Below are 19,312 nucleotides of genomic sequence, written 5' to 3' on the forward strand. Positions count from 1 at the left end.
GATTGATCACGTGGCACGATGAGGCGCGTGAGCAGCCCCAGGAACCTTTCGGGGGACGGCGCGGGTGGTGGCCCTGCGATGCCCTACCTCCCACTGTCCCCCGACGGCGGAACAGCACAGGACGAGTCCATCGGCTCGCTGGTGAAGGATGCGGCCCAGCACGTATCCACGCTGGTCAGAGCCGAAGTCGAGCTGATCAAGTCCGAAGCCGTCGGTGAGGCGAAGAAGGCCTTCAAGGGCAGTCTGTTCTTCGTCGTCGCCGGCGTGATCGCACTGTACAGCTCGTTCTTCTTCTTTTTCTTCCTCGGCGAGCTGATCTCCGAGTGGTTGCCGCGCTGGGCCGCGTTCGGCATCGTCTTCCTGCTGATGCTGCTGACGGCCGGGCTCGCGGCTTACGCCGGTCTGCGGAAGTGGAAGCGCGTGCGGAAGCCGCAGCGTTCGATCGACAGTCTGAAGGACACCGCTGACGTGCTGCGGCACCGGCGGACGTCCACCGCGGAGGAGACCACCGGCTCCGCGGCGGCACGCTGACGGATCCCGCGGGTCCGCGCCGTGTCCCCTCCCGATCCTTCGACCGTGCGCCATCCCGGCCCCTGGACACATCGCGACGTGTCCGCCAACGGCATCCGGCTGCACGTCGCCGAACTCGGGTCCGGGCCTGCCGTCCTGCTGCTGCACGGGTTCGGCGAGTTCTGGTGGTCCTGGCACCACCAGTTGCGCACGCTCTCCGCCGCGGGCTTCCGGGTCGTCGCGGCGGATCTGCGGGGTTACGGGGACTCCGACAAACCGCCGCGCGGCTACGACGGCTGGACGCTGGCCGGTGACGTCGCCGGCCTCGTGCGCGCGCTCGGGGAGCGTCGGGCGCATCTCGTGGGACACGCCTGGGGCGGCCTGCTCGCGTGGTCCGTCGCGGCACTGCATCCCCGTGTGGTGGCCTCGGTGAGCGTGCTCGGCGGAGCACACCCACTGGCCCTGCGTGCGGCGATCCGGCAGAGCTGGTGGCGGCGGCGTGGCCAGGCGAGCGCCATGCGCCACCTGCTGCGGTTCCAGGTCCCGATGCTGCCCGAACGCAAGCTTGTGGCGGACGAGGCGGCCGAGGTCGAGAACCTGCTTCGCGCGTGGTCGGGCAACGGCTGGCGGGAACAGCCCGACTTCGCGGAGACCGCACGCCGCTTCCGCGACGCCATGCGGGTGCCCGGCGTCGCCCACAGCGCATTGGAGTACTACCGGTGGGCGTTCCGCTCGCAGTTCCGGGGCGACGGGCGCCGCTTCGCCGAGGCCGTCTCCGCCCGGGTGACGATGCCGGTGCTGCAGGTCCACGGCGACGACGACCCGTGCGTGCTGCCGGAAACCGCGCGCGACTCGGCGCCGTGGCGTGGCCCCGCTTCCCGGTTGGAACGGCTGCCGGGTGTGGGCCACTTCCCCCATCTCGAAGCGCCCGAGCACACCACCAAACTGCTCACGGAGTTCCTGCACGGCTGCTGATCAGGCCGTGCAGGAACCCGTCGCGACCTCCGAGGTGAAGGAGTCCGCCCGCTCGATCTCGTCGCGGACCTCGTCGGCGGTGAGAACGAAACCGGTGTCCGGATCTTCCACCGAGGCGCCGAACACGACACCGACGACCTGGCCGTCCGGGTCGATCAGCGGCCCGCCCGAGTTGCCGCTGCGCACCTGTCCGCGAACGGTGTAGACGTCACGCTGGACCGTCGCGGAGTCGTAGATGTCCGGACCGCGCAGCGTGATGCGTTCCCGAACGCGGGTCGGTGTCGCGGTGTACGGGCCGTCCAGCGGGTAGCCGAGTGCGATGGTGTCGTCGCCCGCGGCTGCGGGTTCCGCAGCCAGCGCGAGCGGCCTGGCGGCCAGCCCCGGCACGGCGAGTACCGCGAGGTCGGTGGCCGGGTCGTAGTGCACCACCTGGGCGTCGAGTTCGCCCTGCGCCGTCTCCACGGCGACCCGGTCGGTACCCGCGACCACGTGCGCGTTGGTCATCACGCGCTCGTCGTCGACGACGAACCCGGTGCCTTCGAGTGATCGCGAACAGCTCGGCGCGGCGCCCCGCACCTTCAGCACGCTGGTCCGCACTCCCTGGACCACCGCGCTCTCCTGCAACGCCGGGTCGGGAGGTTCGATCTCGCGCACGGGCGTGTCCTGGAACGGCGCCAGGATCGCGGGGAACCCGGATTCGTCGAGCAACTGCCGCAGCTCGCCCGGAAGCCCCTGCGCGGCCTCGGGCATCACCTCGTTGACACCACCGAGCACGGTCGAGTCGTTGATGGCCCGGGTCAGGCCCGGCAGGGCGGCGACACTCGTCAACGGCAGCGCGATCAGCCACGCCACGACGAACACCACGGCGCCCTGCACGATCGCCCCCAGCGCGTTGTCCAGGCCGGACAGCTTCGGGGAGGAGATCCTGCGTTTGAGCTTGTTGCCGAGGTACACCCCCGCGGTTTCGCCGAGCACCACGAGGAAGACCACCGTGCCGACCGCGAACCCGACCCTCGCGGCGGGGTGGTCGAACGCCTCGATGACGAGGGGCGCGAGCCGGACACCGAGCACCGCACCGGCGATGACACCGAGGAAGGCGGGCAAGGCGACGACGAAGCCCTGACGCGCACCGGAGACCGCCGCGAGCAGTGCCAGCAGGACCACCAGCACGTCGACCCAGTTCACCGTCTCTCCCCCGTCACGTCCGCCCGGCCGGCCATGCGGGCCTCGTGTTCGGCCAACGCTACGTCAAGATCCCGCACATCGTCGCGGTCCCATTCCCTGGCCCAGCCGCCGAGGTCGAGCAACGCCGAGAGCAGACCCGCCGTGAAACCCCAGACGAACAGGCCCCGGACCGTGAAGGCGGGCCCCCGCCAGCCTGAGCGCTTCAGCCTGACCGAGAACCGGTTGCCGGGGTCGGCGAGTTCCGCGATCGGCACCCTCGCCACGGCCGCCGTCTCCGCCGGGTCGACGGGCCGCACGGGTGACGGCGAATGCCAGTGCGCGAGCACCGGCGTGACCGCGAACCGCGACACGGGCACGTACAGCTCGGGGAACACGGCGACGGGGCGGACTCCCTCGGGCGCCACCCCGGTCTCCTCCTCCGCCTCCCGAAGCGCGGTCGCCACCGGGCTCTCGCCGTCCTCGGCGCCGCCACCCGGGAACGCCACCTGCCCCGCGTGGGAGCCGAGCGTGTCGGCTCTGCGCAGCAGCAGCACGTCGGGCCCGTCGGTGTGGTCGGCCCTCTCCCCGAACAACATGAGCACCGAGGCACGCCGGGCACCGGCGTACGGCGGCGCGGTCACGCGGGTGAACGTGGTCGAGTCCACCTTCGCGCTGGCCTCGACGAGCGGACGCAGGAAGTCCGGCGCCTCGGCCGACGGCACCAGCGGCCCGCTCATCCGGCACCCTCCACCGCGTCCGAGATCTCGTCGATCGACGTGAACAGCCGGGGCTCGGTCACGAGCCGGGCCTCGCCGTCCTCGACGACGTACGAGGCGGGCAGGCCGGTGGGCACCCGCAGCGCCTTGCGTACCGGTCCTGTGGCGCCCTCGCCGTCGTGCAGCGCGGGCAGCCGCACCCCGAGTTCGGTGAGCAGCCGGAGCCCGTCCTCCGGGGAGCTCTGCACCTGCACCGTCACGACACGGGCGGCGTCCGGTCGTGCGGCGTACTCCGCGAGCAACGGCAACTCCTCCCGGCAGGGTTCACACCAGGTCGCCCACACGTTCACGAGCGTCGGACCGTCACCCAGCGCGTCGGCGAACTCCACCCGCGAGCCGTCGCCGAGGCAGTGGACCTCCACCCCGGAGAAGCCCTCGGCTGCACCGTTCCGCGCTGGAGCGCACGCCGCGAGCGCCGCCTGCTCCCTGGCGGGTCCGAGGTCGGTGTCAGGCTCCGGTGGCATGCTCTCCGACCTGGGCAGCAACGCGACGATCAACGCGAGTGCCAGTGCACCCACGGCCAGCGCCCACTTCGTCGCCGTCGTCAAGACCGAGTCACCAGCTCCAGCAGATGATCGCGCTCGGCTCCCTTCACGAGCTTCGCCGCGACGTCGAACTCGGTCGGGCCCGCGCCGAAGGACGGGCAGTCCCTGGCCAGCGGGCACGCGCCGCACGCGGGTCTGCGCGAGTGACACACCCGGCGCCCGTGGAAGATCACGCGGTGAGACAGCATGGTCCATTCCTTGCGAGGGAACAGCGAGCCGATCTCGTGCTCGACCTTCACCGGGTCCTCGCTGTCGGTCCAGCCCCAGCGCCGCACGAGACGGCCGAAGTGCGTGTCCACGGTGATGCCCGGCACACCGAACGCCTCGCCGAGCACCACGTTGGCCGTCTTGCGCCCCACGCCGGGAAGCTTCACGAGCTCGTCGAGCCTGCCCGGCACCTCCCCGCCGTGCCGGTCCACGAGGGCGGCACCGAGCCCCATCAGGGAGGTCGCCTTGTTGCGGAAGAACCCGGTGGGGCGGATCAGCTCCTCCAACTCGGTACGTTCGGCTCCCGCGTAGTCGGAGGCGGTCGGGTAGCGAGCGAACAGCGCGGGGGTGACCTGGTTCACCCTCTCGTCGGTGCACTGCGCGGACAGGATGACGGCCACCAGGAGTTCCAGCGGCGTGGAGAAGTTCAGTTCGCAGTGTGCGTTTGGGTAGGCCACATCGAGGCAACGTTTCATACGCCGCGCGCGTCTGACCAACGACAACCGGCTCTGCTCAGCGACTGCGCGCCCCTTCCGGGGGGCGTTACCGACGGTTGACGACACCCCGCTAGCCTACGTGCGCCGTCGGGTCGAAAAGCCACCTCCTTCGCTGACGTCGGACCACCAGCGGTGAGCCGACGACCGAGCCCGGATGAGCTAGGGATCAGGAGTGATATGACCGTCTGGTTCGTGATCGCGGTACCGGCCGTGGTGATGCTCTTCGCGCTCGGTATGGAGCGAGTCGAGCACCGCCTGCGTCACGTGTCCGTGCGCGGGGAGGACGTCGAGGAGTTTCTGGAACAGGCCCGGCCGGACGAGGTCAGGGCTCTCTACGGCCACGGGATCGGCCGCGCACTGGAGTTGTTCCGGCTGCGCAGGCTCGCCGGAAGGGCAGCCAAGGGAAAGCAACGTAGCCTCCGGAGTTAGGCTGTTCGGTCGGACGAGATCCTCCGCCGAGCCTCTCAACAGGGAGTATTCGAGCGAACGCGGTCGGTTCGCAACGCTCGTACTCACCAGTAGCAGGTTGCCGGTCCAGGGCCCGAGCGGGGAGCGATCTCGGGAGCACGCCCTACACTGCATGTAGTGATCGGCGGCACGCCGTCCCGTGCGCGGAGACGGCTGCCGCTACCCAAAGGAGGCACGAGGTGGACGAGACCCTGGCCCGCGCGGGCATCTTCCAGGGTGTGGAACCGGCGGCGGCCGAGGCGCTCGCGCAGACTCTGGAGACAGTGGAATTTCCCCGTGGCCACGTGATCTTCAACGAGGGCGAGCCGGGGGACAAGCTCTACATCATCAAGTCGGGCAAGGTGAAGATCGGCCGCAAGTCGGCCGACGGCCGGGAGAACCTCTTCCAGATCATGGGCCCGTCGGACATGTTCGGTGAGCTGTCGATCTTCGACCCTGGTCCGCGCACATCGACCGCGACGACGGTCACCGAGGTGAGCGCGGTCACAATGGATCGTCCGGCGCTGCGGCAGTGGATCTCGACGCGGCCGGAGATCGCCGAGCAGCTCCTCCGGGTCGTCGCGCGTCGGCTCCGCCGCACCAACAACATGGTCGCCGAGCTGATCTTCACCGACGTCCCCGGCCGGGTCGCGCGGGCGCTGCTTCAGCTCGCCCAGCGCTTCGGCAGCCAGGAGGCCGGCCTGCTGCGGGTCACCCACGACCTGACGCAGGAGGAGATCGCCCAGTACGTCGGCGCGTCGCGCGAGACCGTCAACAAGGCGCTCGCCGACTTCGCGCACCGCGGCTGGCTACGACTTGAGGGCAAGAGTGTGCTGATCCTCGACCCGGAGCGGCTGGCCCGAAGGGCTCGCTGAGCGGGGACCGATCGCGTGCCTCGACGAGGAGGCCGGGAAGGCCTGCAAGGCCAGGAAGGCCGCTGAGCGCGTCAGACAAGTCGATACGGAACAAGGGGCCGGGCGCCACCCCCGACGTGGCACTTGTCCGGCCCCTTGTCCGTTATGCGCGGGCCGTCCCCCGACAGACCGCGCTCCCCGCCCTCCGGTTGTAGGCCCCGACCCGAAACCCGGAGGGAGTCTGTAGTTGTCGACCGCTCGACGATCACCTGGTCGGCGCTTTGTCGGCGATGTCCGTGTCTTCGATAATCCAGCGGTGGGAGCCTCCTCGATAGGGTCGCATGGCCCCACCCTGCTGGTTCAAGTACGTTCACCCTCAAAGACGCCCAGGGCTCGGATTTGATGCCGACATCTCCGGCACCGTTACCCATTCGATATCTGACTACCCACCAGGGTGCGTTTTACACCTCTTTCGAGTCGATTCTCTCACGCTTCCGGCGAAAAATAGTGGTACTGGCGTACCAGCCTGGCGCATACTGGTACGTGTGTCCCACTCCTCCGAGTCCGGTCGCACGACCCTTGCCGACTACCGACTGGCCCTGACCACGCGGCAGGCCCGTCGCCCCCTCGTCGCATCACTGCTGGCCCGGCTTCCCATAGCCATGGTCGGCATCTCCGAACTGCTCTACGTCCAGCACGAGACCGGCACGTACGCCGTCGCGGGCCTGGTGTCGGCCAGCACGCTCGTCGGCGTCGCCGTGGGTTCGGTGGCACAGGGCAGGCTCATGGACCGGTTCGGGCCGACTCGACCACTGCTCTCCGTGTCCGCGTTGTTCGCGGTCACCATCGCGGCCCTGATCGCGGCCATCGAGGGGCACCTGGCCACCCCGGTGCTGGTGGCGCTCGCGTTCGGCATCGGCGTGTTCGAACCCTCCTGCGGCTCCGCCTCACGGGCGCTGTGGGGCAGACTGCTGCCGTCAGGCCCCGCGCTCACCGCCGCGTACTCGTACGAGGCCATCAGCATGGAGGTCTTCTTCATCCTCGGTCCCGGCCTCGCCGGTGCGCTCATCGCGGCGCCGTGGCCCGGCACCGGCATGGTGCTCGCGGCGTCGTGCATGGTGATCGGCGCGGTCATGTTCGCGCTCAGCCCCGCCGTACGGGCCTGGCCGCCCGCGGTGCGCGCCAACACGACACTGCTGGGGGCGTTCGCCAGTCCCGGCATGCGCACGCTCGCCCTCGCCGCTCTCGGCTTCGGCATGGTCATCGGCTTCGTCGAGGTGGCCATCCCGGCCGCCGCCACCGAAGCGGGCAACACCGCCATGGGCGGCGTCCTGCTGTCGGTGTGGTCGGTGAGCTCGGTGATCTTCGGGGTCCTGTTCAGCCTTCGGCCCTGGCCGAGGCCGCTGGGACTGCGGCTGCCCGTGCTGCTCGCACTCTTCGGAGCCGGCGTCGCGTTGCTGGCATGGCCGTCGACGCTGTGGGGGTTGGGCCTGGCCATGCTCGTGGCAGGCGCCATGATCACACCGCAGTCCACGAGCCACTCGATGGCCATCGAACTCGTGGCACCCAAGGACACGGCCGCCGAGGCGTTCGGCTGGGTGCTCACGGCCATCACGCTCGGACTGGCGATCGGGCAGTCGGCCAGCGGCTATCTCGTTGAGCGCAGTGGCCCGCCGCTGGCGTTCCTCGTGGCCGCGGTGTGTGCGCTCGCGCTGGCCGGCGTCGTGTGGCTGCGAAGGTCGTCCGTGCGCGCGGTCGCGCCCGCCACCGAGCAGCCGGACGGCGCTCTCGCCTGACCCTCCGGCCCCTCAACCCCGGGTGCGCAGGTACTCCAGCTGCGCTCGCACACTCTCCTCCGCGGGCGCCCACAGCGCTCGGTCGACGTCGGCGTAGACCAGTTCCACCACCTGCCGTGGTGTGGCGTCCGTGCCCAGTCGCCGCAGTGCCTGCCGCACCTGGTCGAGGCGCTGCTGCCGGTGACGCAGGTACTCGCCCGCCGTGGTCGCGAGGTCGGCGAGCTCGGGCCCGTGCCCGGGAAGGCCCAGCGACCCGGGCGGCAAGGCCCGCAACGCGCGCAGGGAGTCGAGGTAGTCACCGAGGTCGGTGAGCACGGTGGTGCCACGGCCGAGCACCGTGTCACCGGTGAGGACGTGTGTCCGGTCGTCGTGGTCGACGCGGAGCACGACGGAGTCGTCCGTGTGACCAGGCGTGTGCAGCACCTCCAGAGTCAGCCCCGCGGCCCGCAGCACCTCGCCGTCCTCCAACGGGCCGGCCCCCTGGCACAGCTTCGCGTCGAACGCGCGCACGGGCGCGCCCAGCCGCTGCGCGAGCGCCGGTGCGGCCTCGGAGTGGTCGGGATGCCAGTGGGTGAGCAGGATGAGCTCGACATCCGCGAGTTCCGCCAGCGCTCCCACGTGGTCGTCGAGGGCGTGACCGGGGTCCACCACCACCCGGCCGGAGCCGCCGGGCGCCTGAAGGATCCAGGTGTTGGTGCCGTCGAGCGTCATCGTCGACGGGTTGTTCTGGAGCAGCACCGTCGCGACGGGCGACACCTTCCGGGGAACGCCGTAGGCAGGGTGGTCCATCACCACTCCACCACGATGCGGTCGCCGTCGTTCACCAGCTTCGGCATGATCCGGCGGATGGTCCGTTCGCTCGCCAGCACCTCCGCCACCGACGAGAACCGACCGATCTCGGCGAGCGTGTGCCAGGTCGGCGGCATCAGCGCCACACGACCGGCCTCGGCGTCGGCGATGGCGTCAGCGGGACTCCGCCAGCACGTCGACTCGGCCTCGGTCGTGGCGCCGTCGGCGACCTGTCCCTCCGGAAGCGCCGCGACGAAGAACCGCGCGTCGTAGCGACGGGGCTCCTCCTCGGGGGTGACCCAGTTCGCCCACGGCCGCAGGAGGTCGGCGCGCACCATCAGTCCGGCATCGGCGAGGAACTCCGCCAGCGACAGCTCTCCGGACGTCAGCGCGGCGCGGGCGTCGGCGTAGGCGCTGGTGTCGGCGACGACCTCGGTGGCCGTGCCCGCGAGCAGGACACCGGACTCCTCGAACGCCTCCCGCACCACGGTGCACACCAGGGCTCTCGCCAGCGACTCCGAGCACGAGAACCAGCGCGCCCACAACCCCGGCTCCGGTCCGACCCAGCCCACCGAGGCGTCGGCGTCACGCGCGTCCACGCCACCGCCGGGAAACACCGTCATGCCGGACGCGAAGGCCATGGTCCTGACCCGCCGTTGCAGGAAGACCTCGATGCCGGACCCGGCGGTGTCGTTGCTGGCGTCGCGCACCAGCACGACGGTCGCGGAGTCCTTCGCGGGCACGGGGTTCGACGAGGGTTTCACCGGCAGCGACGGCACAGCGCTCGCGGGCACGGTGAACGAGCCGACTCCGTCGCCGGAGTTCGAGGAGTGAGTCACGGCCGCACCATACCGCCGATCAACTCGGCCTACTGTCACCCCACGAGCGTTCCGCCCCGTTGGCCCTGGCCGCCTCGGCGCGTTCCCGCTCGGCGAGTTCGGCGTGCAGTTCCCGCAACAACTGCCGGTCGCGCTCGGAGAGCTGCGGATCGTCGAGGTCGAGTTCGGGAAGTTCGACCATGCTCGCCGAGAGCCCTGCGATCTCCCTGCCCTTCTCGGAGTCCTCGGCGATCGCGGCGCGAAGCTGCGCGACCTCCTCGGGACTCATCTCGGTGGTCTCGGCGACCCGGTTCTCCAGCTCTGCCAACTCCTCGGCCGAGAACGACGGCTTCTCGGCCTCCTCCCGAGGCGTGGGCAGCTCCTCCACCGGTTCCGGCCGGACATCCGCTGGTTCCGGGCGAGCGTCCACCGGTTCCGGCCGGACCTCGTCGGCTGCCTGCGGCTCCGGCACGCCGACCGGCTGGGGGCTTTCCTCGCGGGCCTGCGGAACCTCTTCCGCAGGCGGTTCGGGCGGGGTGTGGTGTTGCTCGGGCTGCGCGGGCACCGACGGTTCCACCATGGGCACCGACGGTTCCACCACGGCGTGCGAGGGACGCCGGGTGGCCTCGGCACGCGCTCGCGCCGCACCCGCGGTGATCTTGCGCGGCGACCTCGAACGGGACCCCGACCCGCCCGCGTCACCCGATGCCTGACCGGACGCCAGCCACACCGGCGTGGCACTCGCGAGGGCGGCCTCGTGGTAGTCGGTGCGTTCGGCACTCGGCCCGGTGACCTCCACGACCGCGCGGATACCACTGCGGCGCAGGGCGTCGTCCACCCGGAACGCCACCGCGGGCGGGTGCGCCTCGGGACCGATCTCGATGAGCACCACTCGCTGCGGCAGCGGACCGGGCACGCTGCCCGCCGGGGTGTTGCGCCACACCGCGTGCACCGTCCGCACGTCGGGCAGTACCTGAAGCGTGCGGTCGAGAGCCTCGCTGATACCGGCGTCGGGGTCGTTGTCCCTGCTGAACCGGTGCGCGTGGTCGGAGACGGACTCGCCGACGGTGAGCTGGTCGGCCAGCGCGGCGTCCGACCGGCTCATCTCCAGTACGAGAGCCAGCTCGCGCTGCTCGCTCGGCCGCACCATGATGCGGCCCGCGATCAGCGCGCCGACGGCGAGCTCCGCGGCGTCGTCGAGGTGTGAACGGGCGACGAGTTCACGCGCGTCGGACAGCGCACTGTCGTCGAGCCGGCCCGCCAACGCCAGCAGGACGTTGTGCAGGCGCAGTGGCACCGCGAATCCGTCCCTCGGCAGACTTTCGTCGACCATCCCGGATTCTCCCTCCAGCCCGCTGGACGCGAGCGTTATGCGGGTACAAGCCTGTGGTGACCGGCGTCCACGGCGCCCACGCACACGAACCGGGAATTCGCGAGCGCCGCCCGGTGGTAGGCGGGCAACTCGATCTGCGTCGGCAGAACCTCGACGCTGGGCGCCTCGTCGCCCAGTACGCGGAGGACACGTTGGATCTCCCCAGTAAGGCGAGGCAGCCCGGAGACCGCCGTGACCAGCAGGACCCGCTTGGCCTCTTCCTCAGCGGACCCACGGTCATGCCGCCAGCTCTCCCGGACCTCGCCCACGTCCGGGCGTCCCCGCAACGTTGCGTGAACCACCACGGACACCGAATCGACGGTGTTCACCCAATCGGGTGCTCCCGTTGTGAATGTGTACCGGTTCCCGGTCTGGGCGTCTACCCCAAGTGTCGAACTGACCTCGTGCCAGTCGGCACCGTGCGGGATGAGACCGGCGACCAGCAGGCGATACTCCGACTGGTCCAGATCGATCCTGTGCTTGAGCAAAGTCTTGGGCAGCGTGCGGGCCAACGTGCCCATCGCTCCCTCGCCGAGCCAGTCCCGGAACCGCCACAGCAGCCGGTCGGGCAGTCGGCCCGCGAGCCGCAGCAACAGCTCGTGGCAGGAGCTCTCGATGTCCGGGTCCATCACTCGACCTCCACGATGAGCTCCACCTCCACCGGTGCGCCCAACGGCAGCTCCGCGACACCGACGGCCGCCCGCGCGTGCGCGCCCGCGTCCCCGAACACCTCACCGAGCAGCTCCGAGGCACCGTTGATGACGGCGGGCTGCCCGCCGAAGCCCTCACTCGACGCGACGTAGCCGACGACCTTCACGACCCGGACCACCGAGTCGATGCCCACGAGGGCGTGGACGGCGGCGAGACCGTTCAGCGCGGCCGTGCGCGCGTACTGCTTGGCCTCCTCCGGGCTGACCTCGGTTCCGACCTTGCCGGTGGCCGCCAGCTCACCGCCGACGAACGGAAGCTGCCCCGACGTGTAGACGTGCGAGCCGGTGCGCACGGCGGGGACGTAGGCCGCGACCGGAGCCGCGACGTCGGGCAGTTCGATACCGAGCTGGTCGAGCCTCGCGCTCCACTTCATGACGGGCCCTCAGTCCTTCGGCCGCTTGAGGTAGGCGACGTGCTGCTCGCCGCTCGGGTTGGGCAGCACCGTGACCAGTTCCCAGCCGTCCTCGCCCCACTGGTCGAGGATCTGCTTGGTGGCGTGAATCAGCAGGGGCACCGTGGCGTATTCCCACTTCGTGGTACTCATGGTCGAACACCCTAGCCACTACGGTCGGATCGCGTGGAAGCATGGCGCATCCTCGCGACGGCGTTACTCACCGTGTCCGGGATCATCGGCATCCTGCTCGCCATGGCCAGGGCCAGGGAACGAACGGGGCGCGGTTCCACCGTCGCGGTCACCGGGCTGGTGGGTCTCACCGCCCTCACCGTGGCCGCCGTCCTGACCCTCACGACGCTGCCCGCGGTCGGCGCCTGGGCACTCTCCGGCGCGATCGCGCTCACCGTGAGCGTCCTCGCACTCGCGAGCTGACCGGCCGCCGCCGGTTTGCGGATACGCTTCGAGATGTGACTCCCCTGCCTGGCTGGACCGACGAACTCGCTCGGACCCGGCTGCACTTCGTGACCGGGAAGGGCGGAACGGGCAAGACGACGCTCGCGGCCTCACTCGGGCTCGCGCTCGCGCGCGGCGGGCGCCGCGTGCTGCTCGTGGAGGTCGAGGGCAGGCAGGGCTTCGCCCAGGTCTTCGACACCGAGCCGCTGCCGTACGCCGAGCAACGCATCGCCTCCGCGCCCGGCGGTGGCGAGGTCCGCGCCCTGCACATCGACGTCGAGGCGGCCCTGCTCGAGTACTTCGAGATGTTCTACAACCTCGGCTTCGCGGGCCGCACGCTGCGCAGGATGGGTGCCATCGAGTTCGCCACCACGCTCGCCCCGGGGCTTCGCGACGTCCTGCTCACCGGGAAGATCAAGGAGTGCGTCGGTCGTACGGACTCCGACGGCAGGCACGTCTACGACGCCGTGGTGGTCGACGCGCCACCCACCGGCCGGGTGGTGAAGTTCCTCGACGTCACCAAGGCGCTGACCGACGTCGCCAAGACCGGGCCCATCCGCGGGCAGGCCGAGGGCGTGGTTCGTCTGCTGCACTCGGGCGAGACGGCCGTCCACCTCGTGACCCTGCTGGAGGAGATGCCGGTACGGGAGACCCTCGACGCGGTGGCCGAGCTCGACGGCGCCGACCTGCGTCCCGGCGCCGTGCTGGTGAACCGGGTCCGCCCTCCGCGGCTGCCCGCGCGCTCGCTGTCCCCCGCCGCCGACGGCAACGTGGACGAGACCAGAGTCCGGGCCGGCCTCACCTCCGCCGGGCTCGACCTGCCCGACTCCACCGTCGAGGCGCTCGTGGCCGAAACCGTGGAGCACGCCATCGGCATCGCCGCCGAACAACGCTCGTCCGAACAGCTCACCGAGGCCGACCTGCCCACGCTCCGCCTTTCCGACCTGCCGGGTGGGGTGGACGTGGCGGGCCTGTACGAACTAGCCGACGCGCTGGTCGACCAGGGAGTGCGCCTGTGACCACCCAGCTCGACATCGACAGGTTGCTCGACGACCCCGAGACGCGGGTGGTCGTCTGCTGCGGTTCCGGTGGCGTCGGCAAGACGACCACCGCCGCCGCACTCGCCCTACGCGCCGCCGAACGGGGACGGCAGACGGTGGTACTGACCATCGACCCGGCCCGCAGGCTCGCGCAGGCTCTGGGTCTGCGGGAACTCGGCAACCACCCGAGGAAGGTCTCGGTCGCCGGGTTCGAACCGAAGGGCGAGCTGTGGGCCATGATGCTCGACATGCGCCGCACCTTCGACGACATGGTGCGCAGGCACGCGGGCCCCGAACGCGCCGAGCAACTGCTCGGCAACCCCTTCTACCAGACGATCTCCACGTCGTTCTCCGGCACGCAGGAGTACATGGCGATGGAGAAACTCGGCCAGCTCGCGGCCACCGGGGAGTGGGACCTCATCGTCGTGGACACCCCGCCGAGCCGTTCGGCGCTGGACTTCCTCGACGCACCCAACCGGTTGTCCGCCGCGCTCGACGGCCGCATGATCCGGCTGCTGACCACCCCCGCCCGTGCGGGGAGCTGGGGGTTGCGCAAGGTCGTGAGCGCCGGGTTCTCGATGTTCGCCAAGGCCGTGTCGACGATCCTCGGCGGCCAGTTGCTCGCCGACGCGTCGGCGTTCATGCAGGCGTTCGACTCGACGTTCGGCGGGTTCCGGGAACGCGCGGGCAAGACCGCCGAACTGCTGCGGTCGAAGGGCACGGCGTTTCTGGTGGTGGCCGCGCCGGAACCCGACGCGCTGCGGGAGGCCAGCTACTTCGTCGAACGGCTCTCCACCGAGTCGATGCCGCTGGCCGGACTCGTCGCCAACCGCACCCATCCCGTGCTCGCGGACCTTTCCGCCATCGACGCGCTCGCCGCGGCGGAGGCACTCGAACGCAAGTCCGAAAGCTCCACCGACTCCACCGACTCCACGGACACCACCGGCGCTCCGCTCGCCTCGGCGGTGCTGCGGCTGCACGCCGACCGCGTCGAGATGTCGAAACGCGAGGAACGTCTGCTGGCGCGCTTCACCAAAGCGCACCCGCACGTCCCCGTCACCACGGTGCCCGCGCTGCCCAGCGACGTCCACGACCTCACGGGGCTGCGCGACGTGGGCGAACGCATGGCAGGTGCTTGACACGCGGGGCACCGTGACCGGCGGGAGTCAGGACACGCGCTGCGCGGGCTCGTACTCCCGTTTGGCCGATTCGAGCAACTCGCGCCAGCTCGACACCTCCGGCCTCCGACGCAACAGCGCGCGGCGCTCGCGTTCGGTCATCCCTCCCCAGACACCGAAGTCGATGCGGTTGTCCAGCGCCTCCGCCAGACATTCGGTGCGGACCGGACAACCCATGCAGACCAGTTTGGCGCGGTTCTGCTCGGCTCCCCGCACGAACAGACCGTCCGGATCGCTGTCCCTGCAGTAAGCATGGATGCGCCAATCCGAGTAGTCGTACCTCATACCCCCAGCTCCTACCCTGTTGCGACCGGCAGGTAGGCGACGTAGCGTGCGACCGCGCCCCCCACGAGCAGGTCTTTTCGTACTCACGTCCCTCCGACGAAGCCTCCCCTGGCATCGTTCCCGTGAGTTGTTGACGGACTGTAGGGGCTGCCGGTTCCCCCGCCAACCCCCGCAGGGTCATTTGTTATCAGATGGCTTCTCGATCAAGGGAACTGGTCACCGCGATCACACGGGGGTGTGCGTACCCTGAGTGCGTGAGTATCCGGAGCGGTCTGTTCAAGCTACTCGGTCTGTGCCTGCTCGCCGGAGTCCTTGTCGCGGGGATTATGTTCCCCGTCGTGGGGGCGGCCGGTGTGATCTCCAACCAGGCCAGCGAGACGGTGGACTCGATGTCGTCCGACCTTGCCGACGAACCACCACCCCTGGTCACGACCCTCACCGACAGGGAAGGCAAACCCTTCGCGACGCTGTACAAGCAGTACCGCATCCCCACGACGTCGGATCAGATCTCCGAGGCGATGAAATGGGCGATCATCTCCGTGGAGGACCGCCGTTTCTACGACCACCACGGGGTGGACTGGAAAGGGACGCTCCGGGCAGCGATCAGTAACTCTTCCGGTGGGGAAACCCAAGGCGCCTCCACGCTGACGCAACAGTACGTCAAAAACTATCTGATCAATGTCACCTATCGGGGTGACGAACTCGGGCAGCAAAAGGCACAGGAAGTGTCGATCGCCCGAAAGTTGAAAGAGGCGCGGATCGCCATTCAGCTCGAGACCAAGATGACGAAGGACGAAATCCTCACCGGATACCTCAACGTCGTCGAGTTCTCGCGCCAGATCTACGGTGTCGGTGCCGCCGCCAAGGCGTACTTCGGCACGACGGCCGCGGAGCTGAACGTGCCCCAGTCGGCGCTGCTCGCCGCCATGGTGAACAACCCGGCCGTGCTGGACCCGTGGAACAACCCGGAGAAGGCCAAGGAGCGACGCAACTTCGTGCTCGACAAGATGGTCGAGAACCGCAAACTGGCCGAGGAGGACGCCGAGAGGTTCAAGAAGGAGCCACTGGGCGTGGTGCCCGGTGGTCCGGACAAGCCGGCTTCCACCTGCATCAGCGCGGACCCGGCGTTCGGCTTCTTCTGCCAGTACGTCGAGGACCACCTCGTCGAGGACCTCGGTATGGACAAGGACGACCTCTACACGGGCGGCTACGTCATCCGCACGACGATGGACCGCGAGGCCACCCTGCAGGCGAAGGCGGCGGCGGAGGCCGAGGTCCGCAAGGAGGAGCCGAACGTCGCCAACACGTTGTCGCTGGTGAAGCCGGGCAAGGACCGGCACGAGGTGGTCGCGCTCGTGGCCAACAAGGACTACGGCACTGACCCGGACGCGGGCCAGACCTCCTTCGGCCTGCCCTACGAGGTCATGAACATGACTGGCGCCGGCTCCAGCTTCAAGATCTTCACCGCGGCGGCGGCGCTGGAACAGAAGAAGGTCGGCATCTTCGACACCGTGCCGGTGCCGAACTTCCACATCTCGGATGTGTTCAACTGGGGTGGCGAGCACTGCCCGAACCGCCCCGGCACCAACATCCGCACCTACTGCGTGAAGAACGCCAGCGATGGCGGCGACACGTCGATGTCGCTGCAGGACGCGCTGGCGAAGTCGCCGAACACGACGTTCGTCATCCTCGAGGAGATGGCCGGGATGGGCCCCGTCGTGGAGATGGCCGAGAAGCTCGGGCTGCGCAAGACGATGGCGACGAGCCCGGCCGGAAAGGCACCCGACCCCGACCACGAGAAGCCCGAGTTCAGCATGTCCCAGAAGGAGTTCTACGGCCCCAACGAGCTGGCCCCGCAGGGACGCGGGGTCTTCACGCTCGGCGCCAGCCCCGTCAGTGGTCTGGAGATGGCGAACGTCGCCGCGACGATCATGAGTGGCGGTGTCTGGTGCTCGCCGACCCCGGTCCTGGAGGTCAACGACCGGGCCGGCAAACCGTTCCCGGTCAAGGAGCCGGCGTGTGAGCAGGCCGTGCCGGAGGAGCTGGCCAACACGCTCGCCGTCGGCATGAGCAAGGACACCCTGCCCGGTGGGACGGCGGCGAGGGCCGCGTCCTCGGTGGGCTGGGACCGGCCGATGATCGGCAAGACCGGGACGACCCAGTTCCAGGGTTCGGCCGCGTTCGTCGGCGCGACCCCGCAGCTCGCCGGTGCTGCCATGGTCTTCCGCCCCGACATCCCGTACGGCGGCTTGACCTACAGCGGGCCCGGCAACGTCCGTGCCACCGTGAACGGCAACATGTTCGGCGGTGTGACACCGGCCCAGACCTGGTTCCGAGCGATGAAGCCGATCATGGAGGGCGAGCCCGTGCAGCCCCTGCCGCAGCCCGATCCGGCCTACACGAACATCCGGTGACGTCTGCAGGCGTCCGGTTCCGCGCCGAGTGGGACCGGACGCCTCTCCCGGCACGCCCGGAAAGCGATCACCCGATCAGGTATTTTCGCGTGCGGAGTGGTGCAAAAGGCGGTCACAACCCTTATGGGGCACAGCGAACCGCGCGTCACCACGCGTACGCTCGGTTACACACGTCGCCTCAAGGATGATGATGAAACGCCTCGTGACGGGGACGGCGGCGCTGGCCGCCGCGACCCTCGGTTACGCCGTCGGCATCGAACGACGACACTGGACACTGCGCACCGCGGAGTTGCCCGTGCTCGCCGCCGGTGCCCGCCCGTTCCGGGTGCTGCACGTGTCCGACCTGCACATGCTGCCGGGGCAGGAATCCAAGCAGCAGTGGGTGGCCGCGCTCGACCGCCTCAACCCCGATCTGGTGGTCAACACCGGTGACAACCTCGCGCACCCGCAGGCCGTTCCCGCCGTGCTGCGCGCACTCGGACCACTGTTGAACCGACCGGGCCTCTTCGTGTTCGGCAGCAACGACTACTACGCGCCGAAGCCCAAGAACCCCGCGCGCTATCTCATGCCGAAGGGCAAGAAGAAGCGTATCCACGGCGCCCACCTGCCGTGGCGGGACCTGCGGGCCGCGTTCGTCGAACGCGGCTGGCTCGACCTCACGCACGTGCGGCGTACGCTCACCGTCGCCGGGCAGCGCGTGTTCGCGGCAGGTGTGGACGACCCGCACCTGCGGCGCGACCGCTACACCGACATCACCGGAACACCCGACCGGCGGGCGGTGCTGCGGCTCGGCGTGACCCACTCGCCGGAGCCACGAGTCCTCGACCCCTTCGCCGCCGACGGCTACGACCTGGTGCTCGCGGGTCACACGCACGGCGGTCAGCTCCGCGTCCCGGGAGTCGGCGCACTGGTCACCAACTGCGAGCTCGACCGGTCGCGCGCGCGGGGTGCCTCCCGGTGGGGTGCCGACATGTGGCTGCACGTCTCGGCCGGGTTGGGCACGTCACCCTACGCACCCGCCCGGTTCGCCTGCCCGCCGGAGGCGACCCTGTTGACGCTGGTCCCGAGGGGGTCGCGGCGTTCGGGCACCGAAAGTCCGGCCCGCCGTCGAGCCGCCAGCAACGTCCGCTAGACTAGGTGACGACCCGCTGGGGACAACCCAGACGACATCGGGGTGTGGCGCAGCTTGGTAGCGTGCCTCGTTCGGGTCGAGGAGGTCGTGGGTTCAAATCCCGCCACCCCGACGTTGTGGAACCCCGTCCGGGAAACCGGGCGGGGTTCCGCTGTGTTCGCGGACTTCTCAGCGCTTCTCAACGCTTCTCAACGCACGGCCACCGTCTCCACCCAGCACTGGCTGACCTCACCCTGACCGCCGCGCACCCACATCCACGCCGAGCGGGCAGCGCTCGCGAGCTGCGGGTCCATGACCTTGTCGGCCTCGCCGGCGTCACCCGAACCGCGCAGAGCCTCGGCGAGCTCGGTCTCGATGGTCCGGCCCAGTTGCCGGTAGTCCGCGCCGGCGTGGAAACGGGCGCGCGAACGGATGTCGCGGAACCCCGCGAACCGCACCCAGTCCTCGACGTGCCTGCCCGCCGCCGGGTCGCCACCCTCCCGACGACGCAGCATGGTCCATCCGCGCAGTGCCGCGTCGACGTTGGCGGTCCTCGGCTTGACCCTGGTACGGCTCCAGTCCGGCGTCGACAGCGCGAGCAGGCCACCGGGCCTCAGCACCCTGGCGAACTCGGCGAGCACCTCCCTCGGATCACGGACGCGGTCCAGCAGGCCGTGGGCGTAGACCACGTCGACCGACTCCGACCGCACAGCCAGAGCGGTGGCGTCGGCGGCGACGAAGTCGGTGGTGGACACGGCGGCCAGCTCGCTCGCCCGCCGAGCCTGGCGCAGCCCCTCGACGTCGGTGTCCAGTCCGACGACGTGAAGCGGATGCGTGGCCGTGCCCAGACTCGTCGTCAGCCGGACGTCACCTCGGCCATCTGGAAGAACGCAGCCGACAGCGAGCACCCGCATCCCCGGCCGTAACAGCGGCAACACGAAGTTCGTGTGACCCGCCTGCCCCTCACTCACGGTGC

General features: G+C 69.9%; 22 protein-coding genes and 1 tRNA gene. 11 read left to right on the forward strand and 12 right to left on the reverse strand.

Annotated elements, in window-relative coordinates; all coding sequences use genetic code 11:
- The first annotated feature begins 18 nt into the window (after positions 1-18).
- Both SACCYDRAFT_RS23125 and SACCYDRAFT_RS23130 read left to right on the forward strand, forming a co-directional pair.
- Positions 19-531 carry a phage holin family protein gene (locus SACCYDRAFT_RS23125; RefSeq protein ID WP_005459896.1) on the forward strand — a complete coding sequence of 171 codons (513 nt, stop codon included), beginning with the start codon at positions 19-21 and terminating at the stop codon, positions 529-531.
- 21 nt (positions 532-552) lie between these two features.
- Entirely contained in the window at positions 553-1,485 is a 933-nt protein-coding gene (locus tag SACCYDRAFT_RS23130; RefSeq protein ID WP_005459898.1) for an alpha/beta fold hydrolase, read from the forward strand.
- Here the strand turns inward: SACCYDRAFT_RS23130 and SACCYDRAFT_RS23135 are convergent, their stop codons facing one another.
- The 4 genes from SACCYDRAFT_RS23135 to nth are packed head-to-tail and all read right to left on the reverse strand — an operon-like array spanning position 1,486 to position 4,653.
- Complete coding sequence (locus SACCYDRAFT_RS23135) at positions 1,486-2,670, reverse strand: MarP family serine protease (protein WP_005459900.1); 1,185 nt, start codon at positions 2,668-2,670, stop codon at positions 1,486-1,488.
- Positions 2,667-3,386 carry an NUDIX hydrolase gene (locus SACCYDRAFT_RS23140; protein WP_005459902.1) on the reverse strand — a complete coding sequence of 240 codons (720 nt, stop codon included), beginning with the start codon at positions 3,384-3,386 and terminating at the stop codon, positions 2,667-2,669. Before SACCYDRAFT_RS23140 ends, SACCYDRAFT_RS23135 begins: the two co-directional genes overlap by 4 nt.
- On the reverse strand, positions 3,383-3,973 hold the full coding sequence (locus SACCYDRAFT_RS23145) for a TlpA family protein disulfide reductase (protein WP_005459905.1): 591 nt from the start codon (positions 3,971-3,973) through the stop codon (positions 3,383-3,385). The genes SACCYDRAFT_RS23140 and SACCYDRAFT_RS23145 overlap by 4 nt, the downstream gene beginning before the upstream one ends.
- Positions 3,970-4,653 carry an endonuclease III gene (gene nth / locus SACCYDRAFT_RS23150; protein WP_005459906.1) on the reverse strand — a complete coding sequence of 228 codons (684 nt, stop codon included), beginning with the start codon at positions 4,651-4,653 and terminating at the stop codon, positions 3,970-3,972. The genes SACCYDRAFT_RS23145 and nth overlap by 4 nt, the downstream gene beginning before the upstream one ends.
- Positions 4,654-4,851: 198 nt before the next feature.
- Between nth and SACCYDRAFT_RS23155 the strand changes: the two genes are divergently transcribed.
- The 3 genes from SACCYDRAFT_RS23155 to SACCYDRAFT_RS23165 all read left to right on the forward strand — a co-directional run bounded on the left by SACCYDRAFT_RS23155 (position 4,852) and on the right by SACCYDRAFT_RS23165 (position 7,771).
- Entirely contained in the window at positions 4,852-5,103 is a 252-nt protein-coding gene (locus SACCYDRAFT_RS23155; protein WP_005459907.1) for a hypothetical protein, read from the forward strand.
- A 218-nt stretch (positions 5,104-5,321) separates the two neighbouring features.
- Positions 5,322-5,996: a Crp/Fnr family transcriptional regulator gene (locus tag SACCYDRAFT_RS23160; RefSeq protein ID WP_005441764.1), complete on the forward strand. Its 675-nt coding sequence runs from the start codon at positions 5,322-5,324 to the stop codon at positions 5,994-5,996.
- A 524-nt stretch (positions 5,997-6,520) separates the two neighbouring features.
- Positions 6,521-7,771 carry an MFS transporter gene (locus tag SACCYDRAFT_RS23165; protein WP_005459908.1) on the forward strand — a complete coding sequence of 417 codons (1,251 nt, stop codon included), beginning with the start codon at positions 6,521-6,523 and terminating at the stop codon, positions 7,769-7,771.
- Between the two features lie 12 nt (positions 7,772-7,783).
- Here the strand turns inward: SACCYDRAFT_RS23165 and SACCYDRAFT_RS23170 are convergent, their stop codons facing one another.
- The 6 genes from SACCYDRAFT_RS23170 to SACCYDRAFT_RS26220 are packed head-to-tail and all read right to left on the reverse strand — an operon-like array spanning position 7,784 to position 12,005.
- Positions 7,784-8,560, reverse strand: coding sequence for an MBL fold metallo-hydrolase (locus SACCYDRAFT_RS23170; protein ID WP_005459909.1), 777 nt, complete (start codon positions 8,558-8,560; stop codon positions 7,784-7,786).
- Positions 8,560-9,399, reverse strand: a complete 840-nt coding sequence (locus SACCYDRAFT_RS23175; protein WP_005459910.1) for an NUDIX hydrolase — start codon at positions 9,397-9,399, stop codon at positions 8,560-8,562. The genes SACCYDRAFT_RS23170 and SACCYDRAFT_RS23175 overlap by 1 nt, the downstream gene beginning before the upstream one ends.
- Positions 9,400-9,418: 19 nt before the next feature.
- Positions 9,419-10,711, reverse strand: a complete 1,293-nt coding sequence (locus tag SACCYDRAFT_RS23180; protein WP_005459912.1) for a hypothetical protein — start codon at positions 10,709-10,711, stop codon at positions 9,419-9,421.
- A gap of 35 nt (positions 10,712-10,746) precedes the next feature.
- A complete protein-coding gene (locus tag SACCYDRAFT_RS23185; protein WP_005459913.1) occupies positions 10,747-11,379 on the reverse strand; it encodes a hypothetical protein in 633 nt (210 codons plus the stop codon).
- Positions 11,379-11,834: a RidA family protein gene (locus tag SACCYDRAFT_RS23190; protein ID WP_005459914.1), complete on the reverse strand. Its 456-nt coding sequence runs from the start codon at positions 11,832-11,834 to the stop codon at positions 11,379-11,381. The genes SACCYDRAFT_RS23185 and SACCYDRAFT_RS23190 overlap by 1 nt, the downstream gene beginning before the upstream one ends.
- Before the next feature lie 9 nt (positions 11,835-11,843).
- Positions 11,844-12,005: a DUF4177 domain-containing protein gene (locus tag SACCYDRAFT_RS26220; protein ID WP_005441783.1), complete on the reverse strand. Its 162-nt coding sequence runs from the start codon at positions 12,003-12,005 to the stop codon at positions 11,844-11,846.
- Between the two features lie 33 nt (positions 12,006-12,038).
- Between SACCYDRAFT_RS26220 and SACCYDRAFT_RS23195 the strand changes: the two genes are divergently transcribed.
- Genes SACCYDRAFT_RS23195 through SACCYDRAFT_RS23205 form a run of 3 tightly spaced genes read left to right on the forward strand, consistent with a single transcriptional unit; the run spans position 12,039 to position 14,487 of the window.
- Entirely contained in the window at positions 12,039-12,287 is a 249-nt protein-coding gene (locus tag SACCYDRAFT_RS23195) for a hypothetical protein (RefSeq protein ID WP_005459915.1), read from the forward strand.
- A 35-nt stretch (positions 12,288-12,322) separates the two neighbouring features.
- A complete protein-coding gene (locus SACCYDRAFT_RS23200; protein WP_005459916.1) occupies positions 12,323-13,327 on the forward strand; it encodes an ArsA-related P-loop ATPase in 1,005 nt (334 codons plus the stop codon).
- Complete coding sequence (locus SACCYDRAFT_RS23205) at positions 13,324-14,487, forward strand: ArsA family ATPase (protein WP_005459917.1); 1,164 nt, start codon at positions 13,324-13,326, stop codon at positions 14,485-14,487. The genes SACCYDRAFT_RS23200 and SACCYDRAFT_RS23205 overlap by 4 nt, the downstream gene beginning before the upstream one ends.
- A 27-nt stretch (positions 14,488-14,514) precedes the next feature.
- Here the strand turns inward: SACCYDRAFT_RS23205 and SACCYDRAFT_RS23210 are convergent, their stop codons facing one another.
- On the reverse strand, positions 14,515-14,811 hold the full coding sequence (locus SACCYDRAFT_RS23210; RefSeq protein ID WP_005459919.1) for a WhiB family transcriptional regulator: 297 nt from the start codon (positions 14,809-14,811) through the stop codon (positions 14,515-14,517).
- Positions 14,812-15,065: 254 nt separating this feature from the next.
- Between SACCYDRAFT_RS23210 and SACCYDRAFT_RS23215 the strand changes: the two genes are divergently transcribed.
- From SACCYDRAFT_RS23215 to SACCYDRAFT_RS23225, 3 genes are all read left to right on the forward strand, one after another.
- The gene (locus SACCYDRAFT_RS23215) at positions 15,066-17,225 is read left to right on the forward strand and encodes a transglycosylase domain-containing protein (protein WP_043536840.1); all 2,160 of its coding nucleotides are present in this window, start codon (positions 15,066-15,068) and stop codon (positions 17,223-17,225) included.
- Between the two features lie 190 nt (positions 17,226-17,415).
- Positions 17,416-18,357 carry a metallophosphoesterase gene (locus SACCYDRAFT_RS23220; protein ID WP_005459923.1) on the forward strand — a complete coding sequence of 314 codons (942 nt, stop codon included), beginning with the start codon at positions 17,416-17,418 and terminating at the stop codon, positions 18,355-18,357.
- 38 nt (positions 18,358-18,395) lie between these two features.
- A tRNA-Pro gene (locus SACCYDRAFT_RS23225) sits at positions 18,396-18,469 on the forward strand.
- A gap of 76 nt (positions 18,470-18,545) precedes the next feature.
- On the opposite strand, the gene SACCYDRAFT_RS23230 is transcribed toward SACCYDRAFT_RS23225, so the two are convergent.
- Positions 18,546-19,307 (reverse strand): class I SAM-dependent methyltransferase, encoded by a 762-nt coding sequence (locus SACCYDRAFT_RS23230; RefSeq protein WP_005459925.1) that lies wholly within the window; start codon positions 19,305-19,307, stop codon positions 18,546-18,548.
- Positions 19,308-19,312: the final 5 nt, after the last annotated feature.

Source organism: Saccharomonospora cyanea NA-134 (genome assembly GCF_000244975.1).
Taxonomy (GTDB): Bacteria; Actinomycetota; Actinomycetes; order Mycobacteriales; family Pseudonocardiaceae; genus Saccharomonospora; species Saccharomonospora cyanea.